The sequence below is a fragment of the Chitinophaga sp. 22308 genome, assembly GCF_052045305.1.
Taxonomy (GTDB): domain Bacteria; phylum Bacteroidota; class Bacteroidia; order Chitinophagales; family Chitinophagaceae; genus Chitinophaga; species Chitinophaga varians_A.
In genome coordinates, this window is the sequence record NZ_JBQEOP010000005.1 from 409,435 (window position 1) to 426,535 (window position 17,101).

The 17,101-nt window shown below is 49.5% G+C and carries 9 protein-coding genes and 1 tRNA gene; 1 reads left to right on the top strand and 9 read right to left on the bottom strand.

What is annotated here, in order from left to right:
• Positions 1 to 35: 35 nt before the first annotated feature.
• Genes ACTJJS_RS21880 through ACTJJS_RS21890 form a run of 3 tightly spaced genes read right to left on the bottom strand, consistent with a single transcriptional unit; the run spans position 36 to position 5,274 of the window.
• Positions 36 to 1,034: a GlxA family transcriptional regulator gene (locus ACTJJS_RS21880; RefSeq protein WP_440665257.1), complete on the bottom strand. Its 999-nt coding sequence runs from the start codon at positions 1,032 to 1,034 to the stop codon at positions 36 to 38.
• A 35-nt stretch (positions 1,035 to 1,069) separates the two neighbouring features.
• The gene (locus ACTJJS_RS21885; RefSeq protein ID WP_440665258.1) at positions 1,070 to 3,904 is read right to left on the bottom strand and encodes a DUF6493 family protein; all 2,835 of its coding nucleotides are present in this window, start codon (positions 3,902 to 3,904) and stop codon (positions 1,070 to 1,072) included.
• A 23-nt stretch (positions 3,905 to 3,927) separates the two neighbouring features.
• Positions 3,928 to 5,274: an SWIM zinc finger family protein gene (locus ACTJJS_RS21890; RefSeq protein WP_440665259.1), complete on the bottom strand. Its 1,347-nt coding sequence runs from the start codon at positions 5,272 to 5,274 to the stop codon at positions 3,928 to 3,930.
• A 161-nt stretch (positions 5,275 to 5,435) separates the two neighbouring features.
• On the opposite strand from ACTJJS_RS21890, the gene ACTJJS_RS21895 reads away from it, so the two are divergent.
• Positions 5,436 to 7,127, top strand: coding sequence for an ATP-binding response regulator (locus tag ACTJJS_RS21895; RefSeq protein ID WP_440665260.1), 1,692 nt, complete (start codon positions 5,436 to 5,438; stop codon positions 7,125 to 7,127).
• A gap of 5 nt (positions 7,128 to 7,132) precedes the next feature.
• On the opposite strand, the gene ACTJJS_RS21900 is transcribed toward ACTJJS_RS21895, so the two are convergent.
• The 6 genes from ACTJJS_RS21900 to ACTJJS_RS21925 all read right to left on the bottom strand — a co-directional run bounded on the left by ACTJJS_RS21900 (position 7,133) and on the right by ACTJJS_RS21925 (position 17,083).
• The gene (locus tag ACTJJS_RS21900) at positions 7,133 to 9,508 is read right to left on the bottom strand and encodes an ABC transporter permease (RefSeq protein WP_440665261.1); all 2,376 of its coding nucleotides are present in this window, start codon (positions 9,506 to 9,508) and stop codon (positions 7,133 to 7,135) included.
• Positions 9,509 to 9,736: 228 nt separating this feature from the next.
• A tRNA-Gln gene (locus ACTJJS_RS21905) sits at positions 9,737 to 9,807 on the bottom strand.
• Positions 9,808 to 9,927: 120 nt separating this feature from the next.
• Complete coding sequence (locus ACTJJS_RS21910) at positions 9,928 to 11,049, bottom strand: redoxin domain-containing protein (RefSeq protein WP_440665262.1); 1,122 nt, start codon at positions 11,047 to 11,049, stop codon at positions 9,928 to 9,930.
• An 8-nt stretch (positions 11,050 to 11,057) separates the two neighbouring features.
• Positions 11,058 to 12,479 (bottom strand): RagB/SusD family nutrient uptake outer membrane protein, encoded by a 1,422-nt coding sequence (locus ACTJJS_RS21915; RefSeq protein WP_440665263.1) that lies wholly within the window; start codon positions 12,477 to 12,479, stop codon positions 11,058 to 11,060.
• 26 nt (positions 12,480 to 12,505) lie between these two features.
• On the bottom strand, positions 12,506 to 15,871 hold the full coding sequence (locus tag ACTJJS_RS21920) for a SusC/RagA family TonB-linked outer membrane protein (RefSeq protein ID WP_440665264.1): 3,366 nt from the start codon (positions 15,869 to 15,871) through the stop codon (positions 12,506 to 12,508).
• A 72-nt stretch (positions 15,872 to 15,943) separates the two neighbouring features.
• Positions 15,944 to 17,083 carry a FecR domain-containing protein gene (locus ACTJJS_RS21925; RefSeq protein WP_440665265.1) on the bottom strand — a complete coding sequence of 380 codons (1,140 nt, stop codon included), beginning with the start codon at positions 17,081 to 17,083 and terminating at the stop codon, positions 15,944 to 15,946.
• Positions 17,084 to 17,101: the final 18 nt, after the last annotated feature.

Here is a 17,101-nt window from a genome sequence, read left to right on the forward strand (position 1 = left end):
TCTCAAATGACGAAAAATATACAGTTTCTGCCACATCAATGGTGGAGGGAGGTCCGGAAATTCCGGCGATAATCGCTGGGCGACACGGAAAGATGACGGAGAAAGACCCGCCGCATGGACACCATGCCGCCAAGGCCGCATTTTTCAGCGATCTGTTCTATACTGAGATCACTCTCTTCGAGGTATTTGCGGGCCGTTTCCACCCGTAGTTTTTCCACAAATTTAGCTGGTGTAAGCCCGCACTCTTTGAGGAACACACGGGCGAAGTTACGGGGGCTCATATTCGCGTGTGCTGCGAGGCTTTCCACGCTCAGGTCTTCATGCAGTGTCTGTACCATCCAGGGCCTTAATTTACCGGCGAGGGTATTGGCCAGCTGGTGATGATCGAGCAGGTCACCGAATTGTGTCTGGTACCCGGGCTTCCTTAGGTAGATGACCATCTTTTTAGCGACCAGCGCCGCCAGGTCGCGGCCATAATCCTCTTCCAGCAGGGCAAGGGCCAGATCGATGCCGGAGGCCAGGCCCCCCGACGTATATACGTTCCCGTCACGGGTATAAAAAGGATTGGTATCTACCTGGACATCGGGGTGCTGCTCCTGAAAATCCTGGCTGTATTGCCAGTGGGTGGTAGCGCGGCGGCCGTTCAGCAGCCCCGCCCGCGCCAACGCGTACGCCCCGATACATACGGAGCCAATACGGCGCAGGCGGGGATATACTTCTTTCAGCCATTTATAAAAATCGTGGCGGTTGTATTCAAAAAATTCAGTGCCCAAACCGGCTATCAGCAACGTATCAATAGGCCGGTCCAGCTCTGCTACCGTTACCGGGCATACCACTTCCACGCCGCTTTGCGTTTTCAGGTGATGGCCCTCTCCCGGCGAAGCCAGCAGTATCTCATACCCTTCTTCCGGCTGCAGCGGATCATTGCGGAGTATTTTGGTGGCCTGCGCGAAAACATCGCAGGGACCGGCAATATCCAGCAGGGACGTACCTTCCATCGGTACTATGACGACCAGTTTTTTGGATGCAGACATCTGATATTTTTTCAAAAGTACACAGAAAAAACGGCCTATTCTGGTACTACCCGTTTCAGCAGCTGCTGCGCTGCCTTCTTCACCGTACTGCTGCCCTGCCAGGCGTTCAGCAGTTTTATCACCTCCGCATTACGGATATTGCTGTTATTGATGGCCAGTACTTCCGCATATACTTCCAGCAGCTTTTTCAGGTCTTTTACCGGCGTTTCTGTAAACACAGACAGGCAGGCCGTCAGCAGTGTTTCCAGTTCCTCATTTTGCAGGCGGCTGATCTGCGTTTGTGCGCTGATCAGGTCGGTGAGCCGTTTCATGGGCGCCCAGGCCACCCGCTGCTGCATACCGATCATCCGTCCCAGTTTTTCACTGCTGATGCGGTCAGGCAGACGGCTGCTCCAGTATTCAGTAGCGTACCCCTTCACGGTTTTATCAGCGTGCAACATAGACAGGGCAATAGAGAGATATCTCATTTCTGAAAGCGGGATATCCAGGCTGTGCAACGTTTTCAGCGTGTTTAACACGATACCTGTTTCGTTCACCTCATAATACCCTGACGAACGCTGACAGGATTGCAATACCCGCGCCAGCAGCACATCCGGATGATTAGGCGTCAGCAACAGCAGTCTGGCCACATCCGTAATCGAAACAGACATGTATTGTCCTACGCCGTTCAGGTATTCTTGCAACAATGGTGTGCTTCCCCTGAGAATATCGCCCTCCGGAAAGGTAATGTTCATCACCAGTTCCTCTGACATATACCGGTCATATTCTTTCTTTTCCGCATTGTATTTACCATAGGCGAGGTACGGCTTACCACCTGTTTTCCACTCATAGGCGCCGTTGAGCAGTGCTACCGGCAAGCGGTTATACGAAAATGCCGCAAAAGCATCAAAAGTGGTGAACGGCGCCTTAGTAAGCCCGGCCTGCATCCAGGCGGCTTCCATCGTGAAGGGCCCCTGCGGCAAAGCAGCGGCATCCAACAGGAAAGTAAACAACTGCTGATACTCGCCAGCCGGCCATTGCTGCACTAACGCCAGCGCTGCGGCAGTATCCTGCAAGGCACACCGCGCGATCGCTGTCTGTAAATCCAGTACGTCCGGCTGTACGCCGGCAGACAGGTATTGTGTCATTCGTTGCACCAATACCACCGGGTCTACCCAGCCCGGTTCGTGCGTAGGAGTGGAAAGCAATGGCAACGGATCTTTCTCCCGGATCTTTTTCAAAGCCAGTATCAGCAATTTCCGGTGAGGCATGTATACTGCCGTCTCTGTACGGGAAGTCTTCCAGTGTTCCAGTTCAGGCATCTCATGCCTTATACGCCACCAGTGCTGGGCGCCTTTGGCTTCATTCAGTTTTGCCGTATAGCCGGCATCGTTATCTGCCATCCATTTGCCATAGTTCAGAAAAAAAAGAGCAAGGGTAATATCCAGCAGCCCCATGTTGCCGGACGGCCGTTTCAACACGGTAGCGGCCCGTTGCAACGCAGGCTCCAGTTGCCATAACATCTCTGTGGTCATGGTATCCTGCGCCGCCAGTAACATAGCCGGCAACAAATCAAAATGCCAGGTGGCGTTATTTTCAAAAACCTGGCTGGCAAAAAACACCAGGTCTTCAGTAACAATACGGTTATGTTCCCCGATCAGCGGCAATCTCTCCATTTCTTCGTGCGCTGCGGTTTCCACTTCTTCATGATCTTTCATCAGCTCCTGCAAAGCATGGCGCGTGCTGGCGAGCATACTGCCTGCATATTGGGAAAGCTGTTCACTTAAAGCAGCATCATCTTTATCAGCCCATTGCAATATCAGTTTCGCGGCTTTGGCCTGTAAATCTTCGTCTTTGGAAAGGAAAGCCGCACAGAGCTCCAGACAAGCCGGTGGCTTTATTTCCGGGTGTATTTTACCAGCCTTCTCCAGTATCTGGATGGTGGTGGTGATAATGTTCTTTTTATCAGTCGCCATCACCTGCGGCAGATGGTCCAGCAATGCCTGATGATCAAACGCTTTTTCCGTGGCCAGTACCTTCAGATACCCCAGCGCTGCGTTGACAGCTTTCGTTTGTGGAGAACTTAACGCCTGTAGTAACAAAGGCTGTAGCTGCATCAGCTCTGCTTTCTCAGGTTTCAGCAATGTCAACAGGTCCACAAACCAGCCGGCCTGTAGTTTATTGAAATTCCGGTTAACGGCTTTCAGGCATTCTTCCAGTACCCGCATCCGGTCGATGGTACCATCACCGGTGTACTGCTGAATAAACCCTTTCCAGTTGGGCTCCAGTTCACCCGTTTTTTTGCTGTTCGTCCAGCTGTCACTGAAATGTATATTGGATGGATATTCGAACAGGTACCAGAAGTGTTCTGTCAAAGTAATGGGGAACTCAAACAAACGTGCAGGTTCGTACAGCCGATGGTTCCCGTTAATCGCCATCGGCAGCCTGCTTACTACCAGTGCAGGCGTTAACGTAAGTAATCCGCAGGCATGCAGGTCCAGCATCTGCCAATAATTCACATCACCGGGTAAGGTATTCTTTTCCGCCATTTCCTGCATCCATCCATCGAACCAGTCTGGCATATACCAGGAAATAACTTTCTCCAGCAGACGCTCGCGGAACAACGTAAAATGGAAATTAGAACGCTGAAATGCATTACTGTCGTAACACACAAATGCAGCGATGGCAAACATCTTCGCCTGTTGTGCTGTCATTCTGCTCCTCCAGCCGTTTGAACCAACTTCCACAAACTCTGAGTAATAGGCCGCCAGTTTGGTCAATCCCGGTTTAAGTGCCTTTTTTTCTTCAGGGGTTAAACGTTGTAAAAATGGCACGATATCCTGTTCGCGCTCCATGGTCAACAACTGCTCCAGTTCTTCCAGATGTGTCATACAATCATTTTTCGGGTTAAATGTCAATTGATCTTTTTTCGTACAGCAAGAATATGTTTGCAAGGGCCCCGTTCCCCCTGGTGTTTGGCAAACCAGGTACAGGTACAGCGCGCCATATCACCATCGATCATCACGGTATGAGTAACGCCACTTCCGGCAACACGGGCCTCCACCTTATCTTGTTGCCGGGAGATAATGGCCACTTTATCTTCTGCTAACAGCTGCTCCGCGTCTTTCATGCGCGGGTTCAGGCTCATGATCCTGTTGAGCTTAAATGGCAGGCGGCGGTAAAAATATACGTTGTCGTCCAGGTCAAATCCCAGCAGCCCCATGGCAGCAAGGCGCGTTGTCAGCTGGTCTATCTCTTCAAAACCCGCCTGCTCTTCCACCGCCAGCAAAGTGGCATTAAATTCCTGGTTCACATGCCCATACTTGTCCATCGCGCTGATGAGGCGGTCCGGCACATCAGCAATAAGTGAATCCAATGCGGCACCCTCACCTGAAAAGCCACGCCAGGCCTCACGTGACAGGCTAAGGCTAAATCTTACGCTACCGAAATACAACTGCCACGTAGTGCTCTGCATGTCCGGATGCACAAATACCTGCAGTTCATCGGCCAACGGCAACAGTGGCTCCAGTAAACGCAGCCGGTGTATGCCGCCCACACAAACAGCATTGGCCGCTTTCACCGGGGAAAACGCGGGCCTGTTGCCCCGCATGGTCAGGTAATAATCCGTTTTCACAGCGCCGGCCGGAATGCCCTGAAACAGCTGCCGCAGCTGCACCTTGTTCAAAGTATGCACTTTCTCCGACGCCGCCAGGAACAGTTGCACTGTTGTCAGGCCTTTGATCCATTTCACCGGCAACGGCACTTTCTTTTCTGTAATACGCTCCGTAGGCTGGCTTTGAACGCTGATTTCCCGCGCATTCACCGTCAGCTGCAAAGTATCGTTCTTGCTGACAGCATGCAAGGCATTGATCATCGGTTGATTGAAGTCCACGTTCACCGTACCGTTGGCTGGGAAACTGCCGCTATGGCCTCCTGGCAGTACGTCCACCCGCGCATATACGCCTGCACATTGGGAAAAACCTTCAAACCGAAGTTTCTCCGCACCAGCGGTCACAATCGGGTCTTTCATCATGGCGGCGGTAGCGGGCGTCAGGGTAAAAGATGATCTCACCACATTCGACAAAGCTATCAGGCAACGGGCCGTGATATAAGGCTGTTCCAGGCTTCCCTGGAAAAAAGCCGGACCGGTGGCCTTTTCTGTCTCGCTGTATCCCGCCAGCAATAAACGGGGCGCTCCCCCGGCAATAAAAACCGATGGAATTGGGTAACTGTAACTGATAGTGTTCGTCTCGGGTATCATGTCAATGGTAAAATGGAACATTCATTTCTATCCTGGCATTTCGGATATAGGCAATATGTATATCTGAACAAAAATAGTGTAAGGATTAGTATTCCTAAAATAGAAAAAACTAATTTCGGGATACACTATCCATGCCACTATTTGAATAATGAAAAACGACTATGAAACTTACTGCCTATTCCGATAAACCCGTCTCTTTTTTTAATACGATCTGTCTGCTGCTGGCTGTGCTATCGCTTACCCTCGGCATGGCAGTGTTTTACCTGATTGATTTTGCACCGGCTTTTTATCTTGAGTTGTTTGTCGGTATACTGTTTTTCTGTCTGCCATTACTGCATCGGCGCATCGGTATCGATAGGGTTATCCTGATATTTTTTGTGGTTTTGGACGCTGCGCTGGTGTTTTATGGTATCGTGCTGGGACCTATCTCCGAAATACACCTGCTTGCCGCTTTCCTCATGGGTGCTTCTGATCTGCTGATGACCAGCAGGAAAACACGGAACCTGTTCTGGACCTATGTTGGCGCAATGGTCGTCCTCCTGGAGCTGAATTATACGTTCCACTGGTTCAAACCTATCGCTTTCAGCCACAATAGCATGCTGGCTATCCGGCTGATCGTTGTGCTGACCGGTACGGCGCTCAATGGTATCATGCTTTATTTCTATATCAAACAGGTGCGCACCATGATGGCGGAACTTAAAAAAGCTTCCGAAGCCAAAACAAAATACCTGCGGGAAACCAATCATGAAATCAGGACGCCGCTGACCTCTATCATGGGCATCGCTGAAGGACTCAACGAAAAAGTGGCACAACTGAATGACAGCTCGCTGGTAACTGCTATCCGTAAGGAAACGGAACATCTGCAGGTCGCGTCTCTCCTGATCAGGGAAATTATCAATAATCAGCTGGACCTCGCCAAGATAGAAGAAAATCAGTTCAACGAAGTAAAAAATGAGAGCTTTAACTTACGGGAATGCATCAACGAATGTATACTGATGCAAAGACCTATCGCGTCTTCCCGGAAAATCAATGTGGTATTGAACTACGATGCCCAACTACCGGAATATATCCTCTCCGACGATACCATCCTCAGCAAAATCATCAACAACCTGGCATCCAACGCCCTGAAATACGCCGCCAAAAACACGGTGGTGCGCTTCAATGTATTAAAAGCCGGTGAGCAAATCCACATTGAAACACACAATATCAGTTCACTGAATCCGGAACAACTCAATGAAATCTTCCTTCCCTTTGTATCTCACGCCAACAGGGAGAACAAATCGGAAAGCACCGGACTGGGACTGTCTATCACCAAACAACTGGTGGAGAAAATCAATGGCACGATTACCGCCGATGCTTCCGGCAGCACTACCAGTTTCACGTTGAGCATACCGCTGAAAGAAGGCCAAAAAGTACAGGAGGCAGGTAATGTTGAACCGGTAAAAGAAATATACCAGGACTATATTATCCTTGTACTGGAAGATGATAAACTCAATCAGGCCGCTTTCCGCGCAGCGATTAAAAGCATGGGCGCAGTGCCCTACTTTGCGGAAAACGGAGCTGAAGCCCTGGAATTGCTGAAGATGATCACACCAGACCTGATCATCACTGATGGTAAAATGCCTGTCATGGATGGAAAAAATTTCCTCCGGGCATTGCGTGCCACTGATAATGACGCCACCCGCTATATCCCCGCTATTGTTTCCTCCGGAGAAACATTCCTGCAGGAACAGGAGGAATTTATAGCAGCCGGCGCAACGGACTTCCTGTTAAAACCCTTTACAAGAAAAGAATTGGTGGATATGATCCGGAAATACCTCCCAAGTATAAAACTGATGAAACCTTTTATGTAACCGGCTTATTCTGCTTTCAGGCTGTTTACCGGATTGACCAGCGCCGCACGGACCGTCTGATAACTGATAGTACAGATGGTGATGACCAGGGCACCACCGGCCGCTATTACAAATACGCCGGGCCCGATATCGATGCGATAGGCGTACTTGTCCAACCAGTATTGCAGACTGTAAAAAGCTACGGGCACAGCTATACAGCATCCAATAAACACCAGCAGCACAAAATCCTTCGATAACAACATCCACAGCTGTACGATGGAAGCTCCCATCACTTTACGGATGGCAATTTCACGGGTACGCTGCGCAGCCATAAATGCTGCCAGTCCAAATAAGCCCAGACAGGAAATAAAAACAGCCAGCGTGGCAAAAACAGCGGCCAGCTTACCGGACAGCACCTCCAGCTTAAACTTCTTATCGTAGCTGTCAGCTGTAAACGTATAGTCGTAGGCGTATCCCGGATTATATTTATTGAAAACAGGAGTGATCTTCGCCAGCGCTGTATGTACATCGGCCTTGTCTGACAAGCGGTACAACAAGGTAGCGGCATCATCTTCCTGGTGGGTAAATACTGCTGGTTCCACTGGTTTAAACGGAGATTCCATCACTGCATCTTTTACTACACCGGCAATGATTACACGCACCTTTCCCCGCCAGCTGATATGCTGGCCCGCCACCGGAGCAGTAAGTCCCATCCGCTTTACCGCCGCTTCATTGATGATCACATAACCCGAATCTGCAGCCTGCGATTCATGAAAATCCCGTCCTTCCTTCAGCTGCATGCCCATTGCTGAGAAATAGCCCGGTGATATCCCAATCTCCGACACCACCAGCGGCTGATTGCCCTGCCGGCCGTTCCATTCTTCCACCACCGTGCGTGACCAGATGGACGTTACCGGATTGGAAGCCCTCACCACGCTTTCTACCATACCGGTCTGCAACAGTTCCTCCCGCAGCGCGCGATAGTTCTTCTTCATATCCTCACTGATATAAGTGTAGAGCAAACCGGAAGTGTTGTAACCTACCGGACGCTTTTTGGCATATTGTATCTGTTGATAAATAATAATAGTACTGATGATCAATGCCACCGACGCTGCAAACTGCGCTACTACCAATACTCTACGGGGAAGTACCGCCGAACGGCCCGCCTGCTGACCGCCCTTCAGCACCTTTACCGGTTCAAAGGAGGAGAGGTAAAAGGCAGGCCTGCTTCCCGCCAATACAGCGGTAACAACAATGAACAACAATAATATGCCCCATGCCGGCAACTGATGATAAGGGATAGACAATTCACCATCAATCACGCGGTTAAAAACCGGCAACCCCAGTTGTAAAACACCAATGCTCAATACCGCGGCCAGGCTGGTAAGCAGCAGTGATTCTAACAGGAACTGCAATACGAGGTCACGTCGCCCGGAGCCAATAGCCTTACGTACGCCCACTTCCCGGGCGCGCTTTTCTGACCGGGCTGTCGACAGATTAATAAAATTGATGCAGGCAATCAGTAACACCAATATCCCTATCAGGGTAAACATCCGCACATAAGTGATAAAACCGCCACTCTCCTTCCCATTCTCAAAATTGCTGTAAAGCCGCCACCGGTCCATCGGATGCAGAAAAACCTGCTCTGTCCTGCGAGGACTGTAACGATGGATGATATCTTTTATCTGTGCCGACACTTTTTCGAAAGACACGCCCGGTTCCAGCGCCACAAAAGCCTGTGAAGAGTTATCGCCCCAATCGTTACGGGCGTCCTGCATCCAGGGTTGGGTTTGTACCAGGTAAGAAAAAGGTATCAGGTACTGAAACTGCAGCGTGGAATTGGCCGGTACGTCCTGAATAATGCCGGTCACCTTTAAATCGTGCTGGTTATCGATACGGACAATCTTGTTGATGGCGTCTGTTGTCCCAAACAACGTTTTGGCGGTAGTGGCACACAACACAATAGAATACGGGTCCTGTAAGGCTTTGACGGCATCTCCTTCCAACATGGCAAAACGGAACATCCGTAAATAATCCTCACTCACACCGCTGCCCCTGATATAAAGTTTTTTGTCTCCGGCAATCAGCCCATGATTGATAGGCCAGTCTGTTACGGCCACATATTTAATACCGGGGATATCTTTTCGCAAAGCATCCACCAGCGGAAGCGATACCGTACTCACGGTTCTCACGCCCCCATTGTTATCAGGGTTGTTCTTCATCACCTGGTAAAGATGTTCATGACCCGGTAAAAAACGATCATAGGAGTATTCGTTTATCACCCACAGGGTGATCAGCAAACCCACGGCCATACCGGTACCCAACCCCAAAATATTGAGCGTGCTGTAGACTTTATTGTTAAGTACATTACGCCAGGCGGTTTTTAGATAATTACGAAACATGGGGGACGTTTTTTTGAAAGATACTTCCAGGGCACCAATAAAATGCCATTGCAACAAACAAATGATAATCAATACACTACAGAAAGTTCTGTTGTCCGGTTTTAACGCACCTTGTTCGTTTATGGACAATTGGGTTTTGATAACAGGAAATAAAAAAACCGCTACATATTTGTAGCGGTCTTGAGATTTTTGAGAGTTTTCAACGGGAGGTAGTTACTCTCTTTTTTGTTGCCCAACCTGGATTCGAACCAAGACAAACAGAACCAAAATCTGTCGTACTACCATTATACTATTGGGCAATCACCAATGGGTCGCAAAAGTAGAATTTTTTTTATAAAAAACAACTATCGAAAAAAATTTCTTTAAAAAAAGGCTGAACGGCCCTGCCGCTCAGCCTTTACACACTGGTTGGTTTTTGCTTATTCTCCGTATATCTCTTTTAGTTTCTTGTCCAACTCATCGCCTTCGCTGCCGTAACGCCCGATGATCACGCCTTTGGGATCGATCAGGATTTTTGTGGGCAACGAATGAATACCATATTTGTTTGAAATATCATTAGGATTATCCTTCAACCGGGACATGTCAAGGCCTCTCAGCACATGTTTCCAGGGCAGGTCGTCTTTGGCTACGGCTGCTTTCCAGGCGTTCTGGTTTCTGTCGTCGTCAGAAACGCCGATGATTTCCCAGCCTTTGGACTGATAACGGCTGTACAGTTCTTTGAGATGAGGATTTCCTTTGCGGCAGGGCACACACCAGCTGGCCCAGAAGTCGAGCAGCACATATTTGCCTTTGTAGTCGTGCAATGATAGTTCTTTGCCTTGTATGTCCTTTGCAGTAAAATCTGTGGCAATAGCCCCCGGCGAACCATGACGAAGCATGTTGATCTCATCGGCGATAAGTTTGGCGAAGGCGGTCTGTTGTGTGGTTGCGCCCAGGTTATCATAGTAATGCTGCAGGGTGTCCAGCGAAAGGTCTGCCACATGGTAACGTAACAGGTAAGCTGTCAGCACGGACGTAGGATATTTCCGGAAATAGTGATAGTCTGCCTGGTCATTTGCCTCAAAAAAAGGTGTCAGTCTTTCGCGGATAGCGGCGGCGGCTTCGTGGTCTTTCTCATTCCGCATGGAATCCAGCCTCGATTGATGTTGCTGCTGAATGAATGCTTTCTCCTGCTGTAACTCCCCTACGCCGGCATTGGCATTGTTCCCGGTCACTTTGGCCAGACTGATTTTATTTCCTGCGGCGGCGAGCTGCTGCGTGCCGGGCGTCAGCACCACCAGGCCAGGACTCGCGTCCCGGTTTGCACTGCGGACATAAGCTACAGCTGTACCGGCAATTTCCCCTTTGAGTGTGAAGCTGCCATTTTTCAACACAATGGAATCAAAATTTCTGTTCCCGGCAACATCTTCATAACTCACGTAAAGTTTACCATCAGGCTGACCGGCAATTTTCCCATTCAGCACGAAAGGTTTTTTCTCCTGGGCATAAGTGAAGGCGGTAATTGCCATACACCCGATGATAGTGGTGGTGATCTTTTTCATATGACGGATTAAAACGGATTTTGAGTAAGATTAGGATTGACAGTAACTTCTGTTGCAGGGATCGGGTAGATCATACTGTTGTCTGTGGCCGGAATATTAATATGACTGCCCGGCACTGTGCTGCCGGCGTAATCCCGGATAACGGGCAAACCGTTGCGCAGCAAGGCGGCGCGGCGACGGCCGTTCTCAAAGGCAAACTCCACTCTTCCTTCATCCAGTACCACCTGCAGCACATTAGACCGGCCATGAAGATCGGACAGCTGATACAGGCCACTACCGGTAATGCCTGCACGCTTACGTAACAGGTTCACATCGTCCAGCGCTGCCTGTGGATTGGCGGTAGCATTGGCTTCTGCGCGTATCAGGTACATATCGGCCAAACGATAAATTACCGGTGAACTTACCGCAGGGTTGCCGTTCTGTATGAACTTGTTGGTGAAATACCTGTCGCCGCTGGCGGTGGACAACTTAGTATAAAATGCCAGCCTCACATCCCCCGTTGTTTCGTTGAGTAAACTCAGCAGGGGCAAGGAAACCGCGGCATACTTTGTTTGCGTATAACTATAGCCCAGGCCATAGAACCCTTTGCCCTGCCCGTCCACGCTTTTAATGGTAAAGATGGTTTCTTTGTCTGCTGCGCCGCTGTGGTCTGTAGAGAAATAAGTGAGATAATTGCTGCCGGTCACCAGCGAATATTGATTACTGTTGATGACCTTTTCCGCATAGGTGATCGCTTTGGCATTATCCCCTGCATTCAGGTACAGATCGGCAAGGGCAGCCCAGCAAGCGGTTTTGCCGGCATAGGCGTTGGACTTCGTTTCAGAAATCATGCCGGCTGCTTTTTCATAGTCAGCAGCCGCAAGCGCATACACTTCTTTCACGGTATTTCTGAATGGCAGTAAAGCCGGATCAGTAGAAACCATATAGGGCACCCCCGGATTGCTGCCTCCGTTTTGCACATATGGCCTGCCAAAGGCCTGTACCAGCTGCATATGCAACATGGCACGCAGGAAAAGGGCTTCCCCCTTTAACTGCAACAGATTGGGTGCAGCATTGTCTGCTATAGCATTGATCACCATATTGGCGTGATAGATAGGTTTATAAGCGTTCTGCCACGCCTGGATGTCCATCATGGAAGCGGTACGCTTAAACGAATAACATTCAATACCGGCGGTGGTCGCGTTATTCCCCGCTTTCATCACTTCCACATTATCGGTGCTCAGCTCTACCAGGTTCAGGTAAGGACCGTAGTACTTATAATTATTCACCAATGAATACACGCCGCTTAACGCCGCTTTCAGATTTTCATAACCTGTCAACGCCTTTTCAACATCCAGATCGGTTTTAGGCTTGAGGTCCAATGCACTTTTGCAGGAACAGATCAGCATAAACGAAGTAATACCAATGATGCTTAACCGTTTTATATTCATAGCCATTTGTTTTTACGGTGTTTAGATTAAAATGTTACCTGTACCCCTGCAAGGAATCTTTTGGGTAAAGGGATCTTGCCTGCATTCTCTTCTCCAAAGTTGTTCTCCGGGTCCATGCCGGTGAACTTCGTCCAGGTGGCCAGATTGTCTCCGGAAACAAAAACATTGATTTTAGATACGCTCAGCTTCTTCGCCACCTTCTCAGTGAATGCATAACCCAACCGCACATTTTTCAACCGCAGAAAGCTGCCATCTTCCACATATCTGGATGTAGGGAAATAATCATCGACCTTGTTACCGGCCCTCGGCAGATCAGCGATGTCACCGGGATGTTGCCATCTTACCTGCCCCGCCGCAGGAGCGGCGTTGTTGCTCTGAACGTCTGCACCGTCCAGGTCCAGGTTAGCACGGGTACGGTTCAGCATTTTAAGGCCACCGAAATAACTCAGCATCACGCTCAGGTTAAAATTTTTATAGGTGAGATTATTCGACATACCGGCAATGTATTTGGGATTGCTGTTACCCAATACCTGCAGTGTGGCTTCACCGGGATTGTTGGTGTAGTTTACTTTTCCGGTAAAGTTGCCGCTGGCGTCTTTTTCCAGCATTTCAAAGCGGGACGCCCCTGTGTTAGGGTCTACACCAGCAAATACCGGCATGTAGTAACTTCCCATCGGACTGCCCACTATGTCTGCGGTACCACTATATTGACCTCTGTACAGCAAATTGGCGCCTGACTGCAATCCCAGCACCTTGTTGGTATTGTACGCAAAAGTCAGGTCTGTGGACCATTTCACGGCTGTGTTCTTAAACTGCCGGGTGTTCATCGTTACTTCTACGCCTCGGTTGCGGATGCGGCCAATGTTACGGTAATAGGTATTACCGCCGCTGGTAGCCGGTGGTGTAACACTCAGCAGCAGCCCTTTATTCAGTTTGTTATACAGGTCCACTGAAACGGTTACCCTGTCCCGGAAACCCGCATCAATGCCGATATTGGTGGTGTACTGCATTTCCCAATGCAGATCAGGATTTCCTTGTGAGTTTTGCAGGGTGCCGCTCTGACGGTCATAGATATCGGTGCTGGTTATATAACGGTACAGAGTGAGATACTGATAGGCCCCCAGTGGCAGATCATTCCCCGAAACACCATAACTGAGGCGGAGCTTCAGCAGGTCGATATTTTTTGCGCTACGCAGGAAGTTCTCTTTATTTAATTGCCATGCGCCGCTGAAAGCATAGAAATTGCCATACTTGTTGTTTTGTCCGAACTTGGATGAGCCATCCCTTCTGAAGCTGGCCGTGGCGAAATATTTTCCGTCATAGCTATAGTTTAATTCGGAAAAAAGGGACAGGTAAGCTGTTTCACTAATGGTATTGACGAACGTCAAGGTAGCAGGGTCCCCCGCACTGATGGCGCGTATACCGGGCTTCAGCCCGTTTACGGAAGCGTTGTCGTTTTTAACAATCACCTGGTTAAACTCAAATGCAGCCAGGCCGGAAATATGATGCCGGTTGAAGGATTTATCAACCTGCAACATCTCTGTGGTGATAATATTATTGGTATTGCCGGGAGCCAGGGAATAGTAGCCGCCACGTGTGTTGAAAAAACTGGTGGGGTCCGCCGGATCAGAGTATCTCTCCCTTTCCATGTTAGTAAAGCTGTACCGGTTGCGTGAACTAAAACTAAGCCAGTTGGTCAGCTTGTAACGCAAATTCAAATCAAAAGCGCCAATGGTAGCTTTGGTAGTGGCATCGCTCAAACCCTTTCCATACATGGGGTTGAAGTTACTACCGCTGTACCAGCCCTTTTCATTAGGGCCGCCAACTTTGGGGGTGCCATCACTATAAAAAGGCGTGTCCCATGGCATAATATTAAATGCATCGCTGTAAGGTGTATAAAAGCCGCCCGACTTACCATCGGAATTGGAAATGCTGGCATTGGTGGAAAGAGACAACCGTTCTGTAGCCTGAAAATCCACATTAAAACGAAAGTTGTATTTCCGGTAGCTGTCCGTTACCAAAGGAGCTACTTCGTTAAAATAATCGCCGGAGGCGTAATACTTCACCCGCTGGTCCCCACCGGAAATCCAGACGTTGTAGTCCTGTGTCTGGCCGGTCCGCAAAAACAGATCGGGCCAGTTGGTATCATATTTCAACACACTGTCAGGCACCATGGAATGCACATAATTATTGATCGCTGTCTCACTGGCACCAGGATTGGCATCCATATACTGGTTGCGATAAATCTGCTGCTGCAGATCGAAGCGCTCCTGGCTGTTCATCACCCGGAACTTTCCACGGGACGCTTTGTTGGCGCCATAGGTAACACTGGCCCCGATCTTCGTGCCAACACCGGCACCGCTACCGCGTTTCGTTGTGATCACCAGTACGCCGTTGGCGGCCCTGGACCCATATAAAGCAGCGGAAGCAGCATCTTTTAGTACGGTAACGGAAGCCACATCGGCAGGAGAAATATTGCTCAGCGGATCTCTGTCACTGATATATTCCTGGATAATACCATCGATCACTACCAGCGGCTGTGTGGCATTATAGCCCATAGAGCCTTTACCACGGATGACAATAGTGGAGGAGGTATTGGAACCGGTATTACTGCCACTGAGCGATACGTTCATACCGGCCACCTTGCCCTGTAAATTATCGAAGATGGATTGTGTGGTAGTGGTTTGCAGATCTTCAGCTGTCACCTGCGATACAGCACCGGTAAGCTCTCCCAGGCGTTTGTTGCTATACCCTGTGATCACTACCTGGTTCAGCGCACGCGGTGTTTCTGCTAACGTTACATACAACGGCCCGCTGATGGTATCTGTTTTTATCTGCCGGCTGTCATAGCCGATGAAAGAAAAATCCAGCTGCCGGTTTTTGGCGGCATACAATTGAAAATGACCACTGCCGTCTGTTACAGCACCATTACCAGTACCTTTCACCCGGATGGTCACACCCGTCAGCGGTGTGCCGGAAACGGTAGTTACGATGCCATTTACCGGTTGGTCGGCTGCTGACTGGTCAGGTGTGTTATCCTGATGATTCCGTTTTGCAGGCTGCAGGGTAGTGATATACACATTTTTCCCCTGAACACGCCAGTTGTACTGTTTCCCTAATACAGCCTGCAACGCTTCCTGTAGCGATACCTGTTGCAGGTCCACAGAAATATGCCGGCTCAGGTCTACTTCTGTATCACTGTAAAAAAACTCATAGGAGGTCTTCTGTTGAATCTCTTTTAAGACAGCTTTAACGCTTCTGTCTTTCACTGACAAAGTAATGGTGGTTTTGGGCGACTGGGCGCTCACAGTTACTGTTCCTGCGAAGACAGTCAGACAGCAACAGAGCAATACGGCATGGAAATGTAGTGACCAGCCCTTGTGAAAAGGCATAGGTATCCCCTTTAGTTTCATCACTATTAATTTTGGTTAATAAAAATCAGCTGAGTGCTAAATACCCACAGACTATTTTTTTGTTACGGTTATGGTTGATCCCTGCAACGAAAACGAAAATTGGTTGGTGCTGTTATTTAACGACTGAATGCATTCTCCCAGTCCCTGTTCCTTATTAATATAACAAGTAAAATACTGTCCTGTTAGTTGTTGTTCATCTGCCTTTATATCGATATCATACCATCTTGAAATGGCCTGTAATATGACTGTCAGCGGTTTATTGCGGAAGCGTATCCAGCCGTCTTTCCACGAAGTGAAATCTTCTGTGTCCACCGGTGTTATCTGTAGCTGGTCACCGGTCACAACGGCCTGCTGGCCTGGTTGTAATACCTGCTCCTTCCCCACCGCCTGCACTTTGACTTTTCCACTGACCAGCGTTGTAAGCCCTTGTTGTTCTTCTTCATAACGGCGGACACAAAACGCCGTTCCGAGCACTGTTATTTCCTGCCGGCCTGCATGCACCACAAAAGGTTGTTCTGCTTTGGCTGCCACTTCAAAATAAACTTCTCCCGTCACCGTTACCATGCGCTCATTACCTGTAAAAACAGAAGGGTAATCTATGCTGGACTGGGCGTTCAGCCACACTTTGGAGCCGTCAGGCAATTGCACCTGGTAGTTGGCCCCCCGTGGGGTACGAAGGGTATATTGCTCCGGTTTCCCTGTCGCCACCTGCATACGGCCGTTGCGGACATCTACACGGTTGCCCCCCATCATAAAACTGCTGTCTTTTCCATACAATGATACTTCTTCCCCGCCTGCCTGTAAGATGGCAAAATTGCCGGCAGGCTTCTGTTGGGCAACAGCCAGGACGTTTACTGCCGGCGGCGCCTTTTTTGTCCGCTGCATAAACCAGTAAGCGCCTGCTGCCAGCAGTAAAACAGCTGCAGCGGCGCGCCAGCGCATCAGAACATAACGCTGTCGCACTGCTGTTGGCGCAGCTTCAGCTTGCTGCGTAACACGCGCCCACATGTTGTCGGTGTCAAAAGTCTGTTGCAAACGCCAGGCTTCCACCACTTCACGCAATTGCTCCGGTTCTTCCAACAGTACAGCCCTGGCAGGGTCCTCCTGTAACCAGGACTGGACCACAGGATCTTCCGGTTGAAGCTCTCCGCTCAGTATTGCCGATAATATATGAATGTCTGCCTGTTCCATGGATGAAGGGCCGTTGTT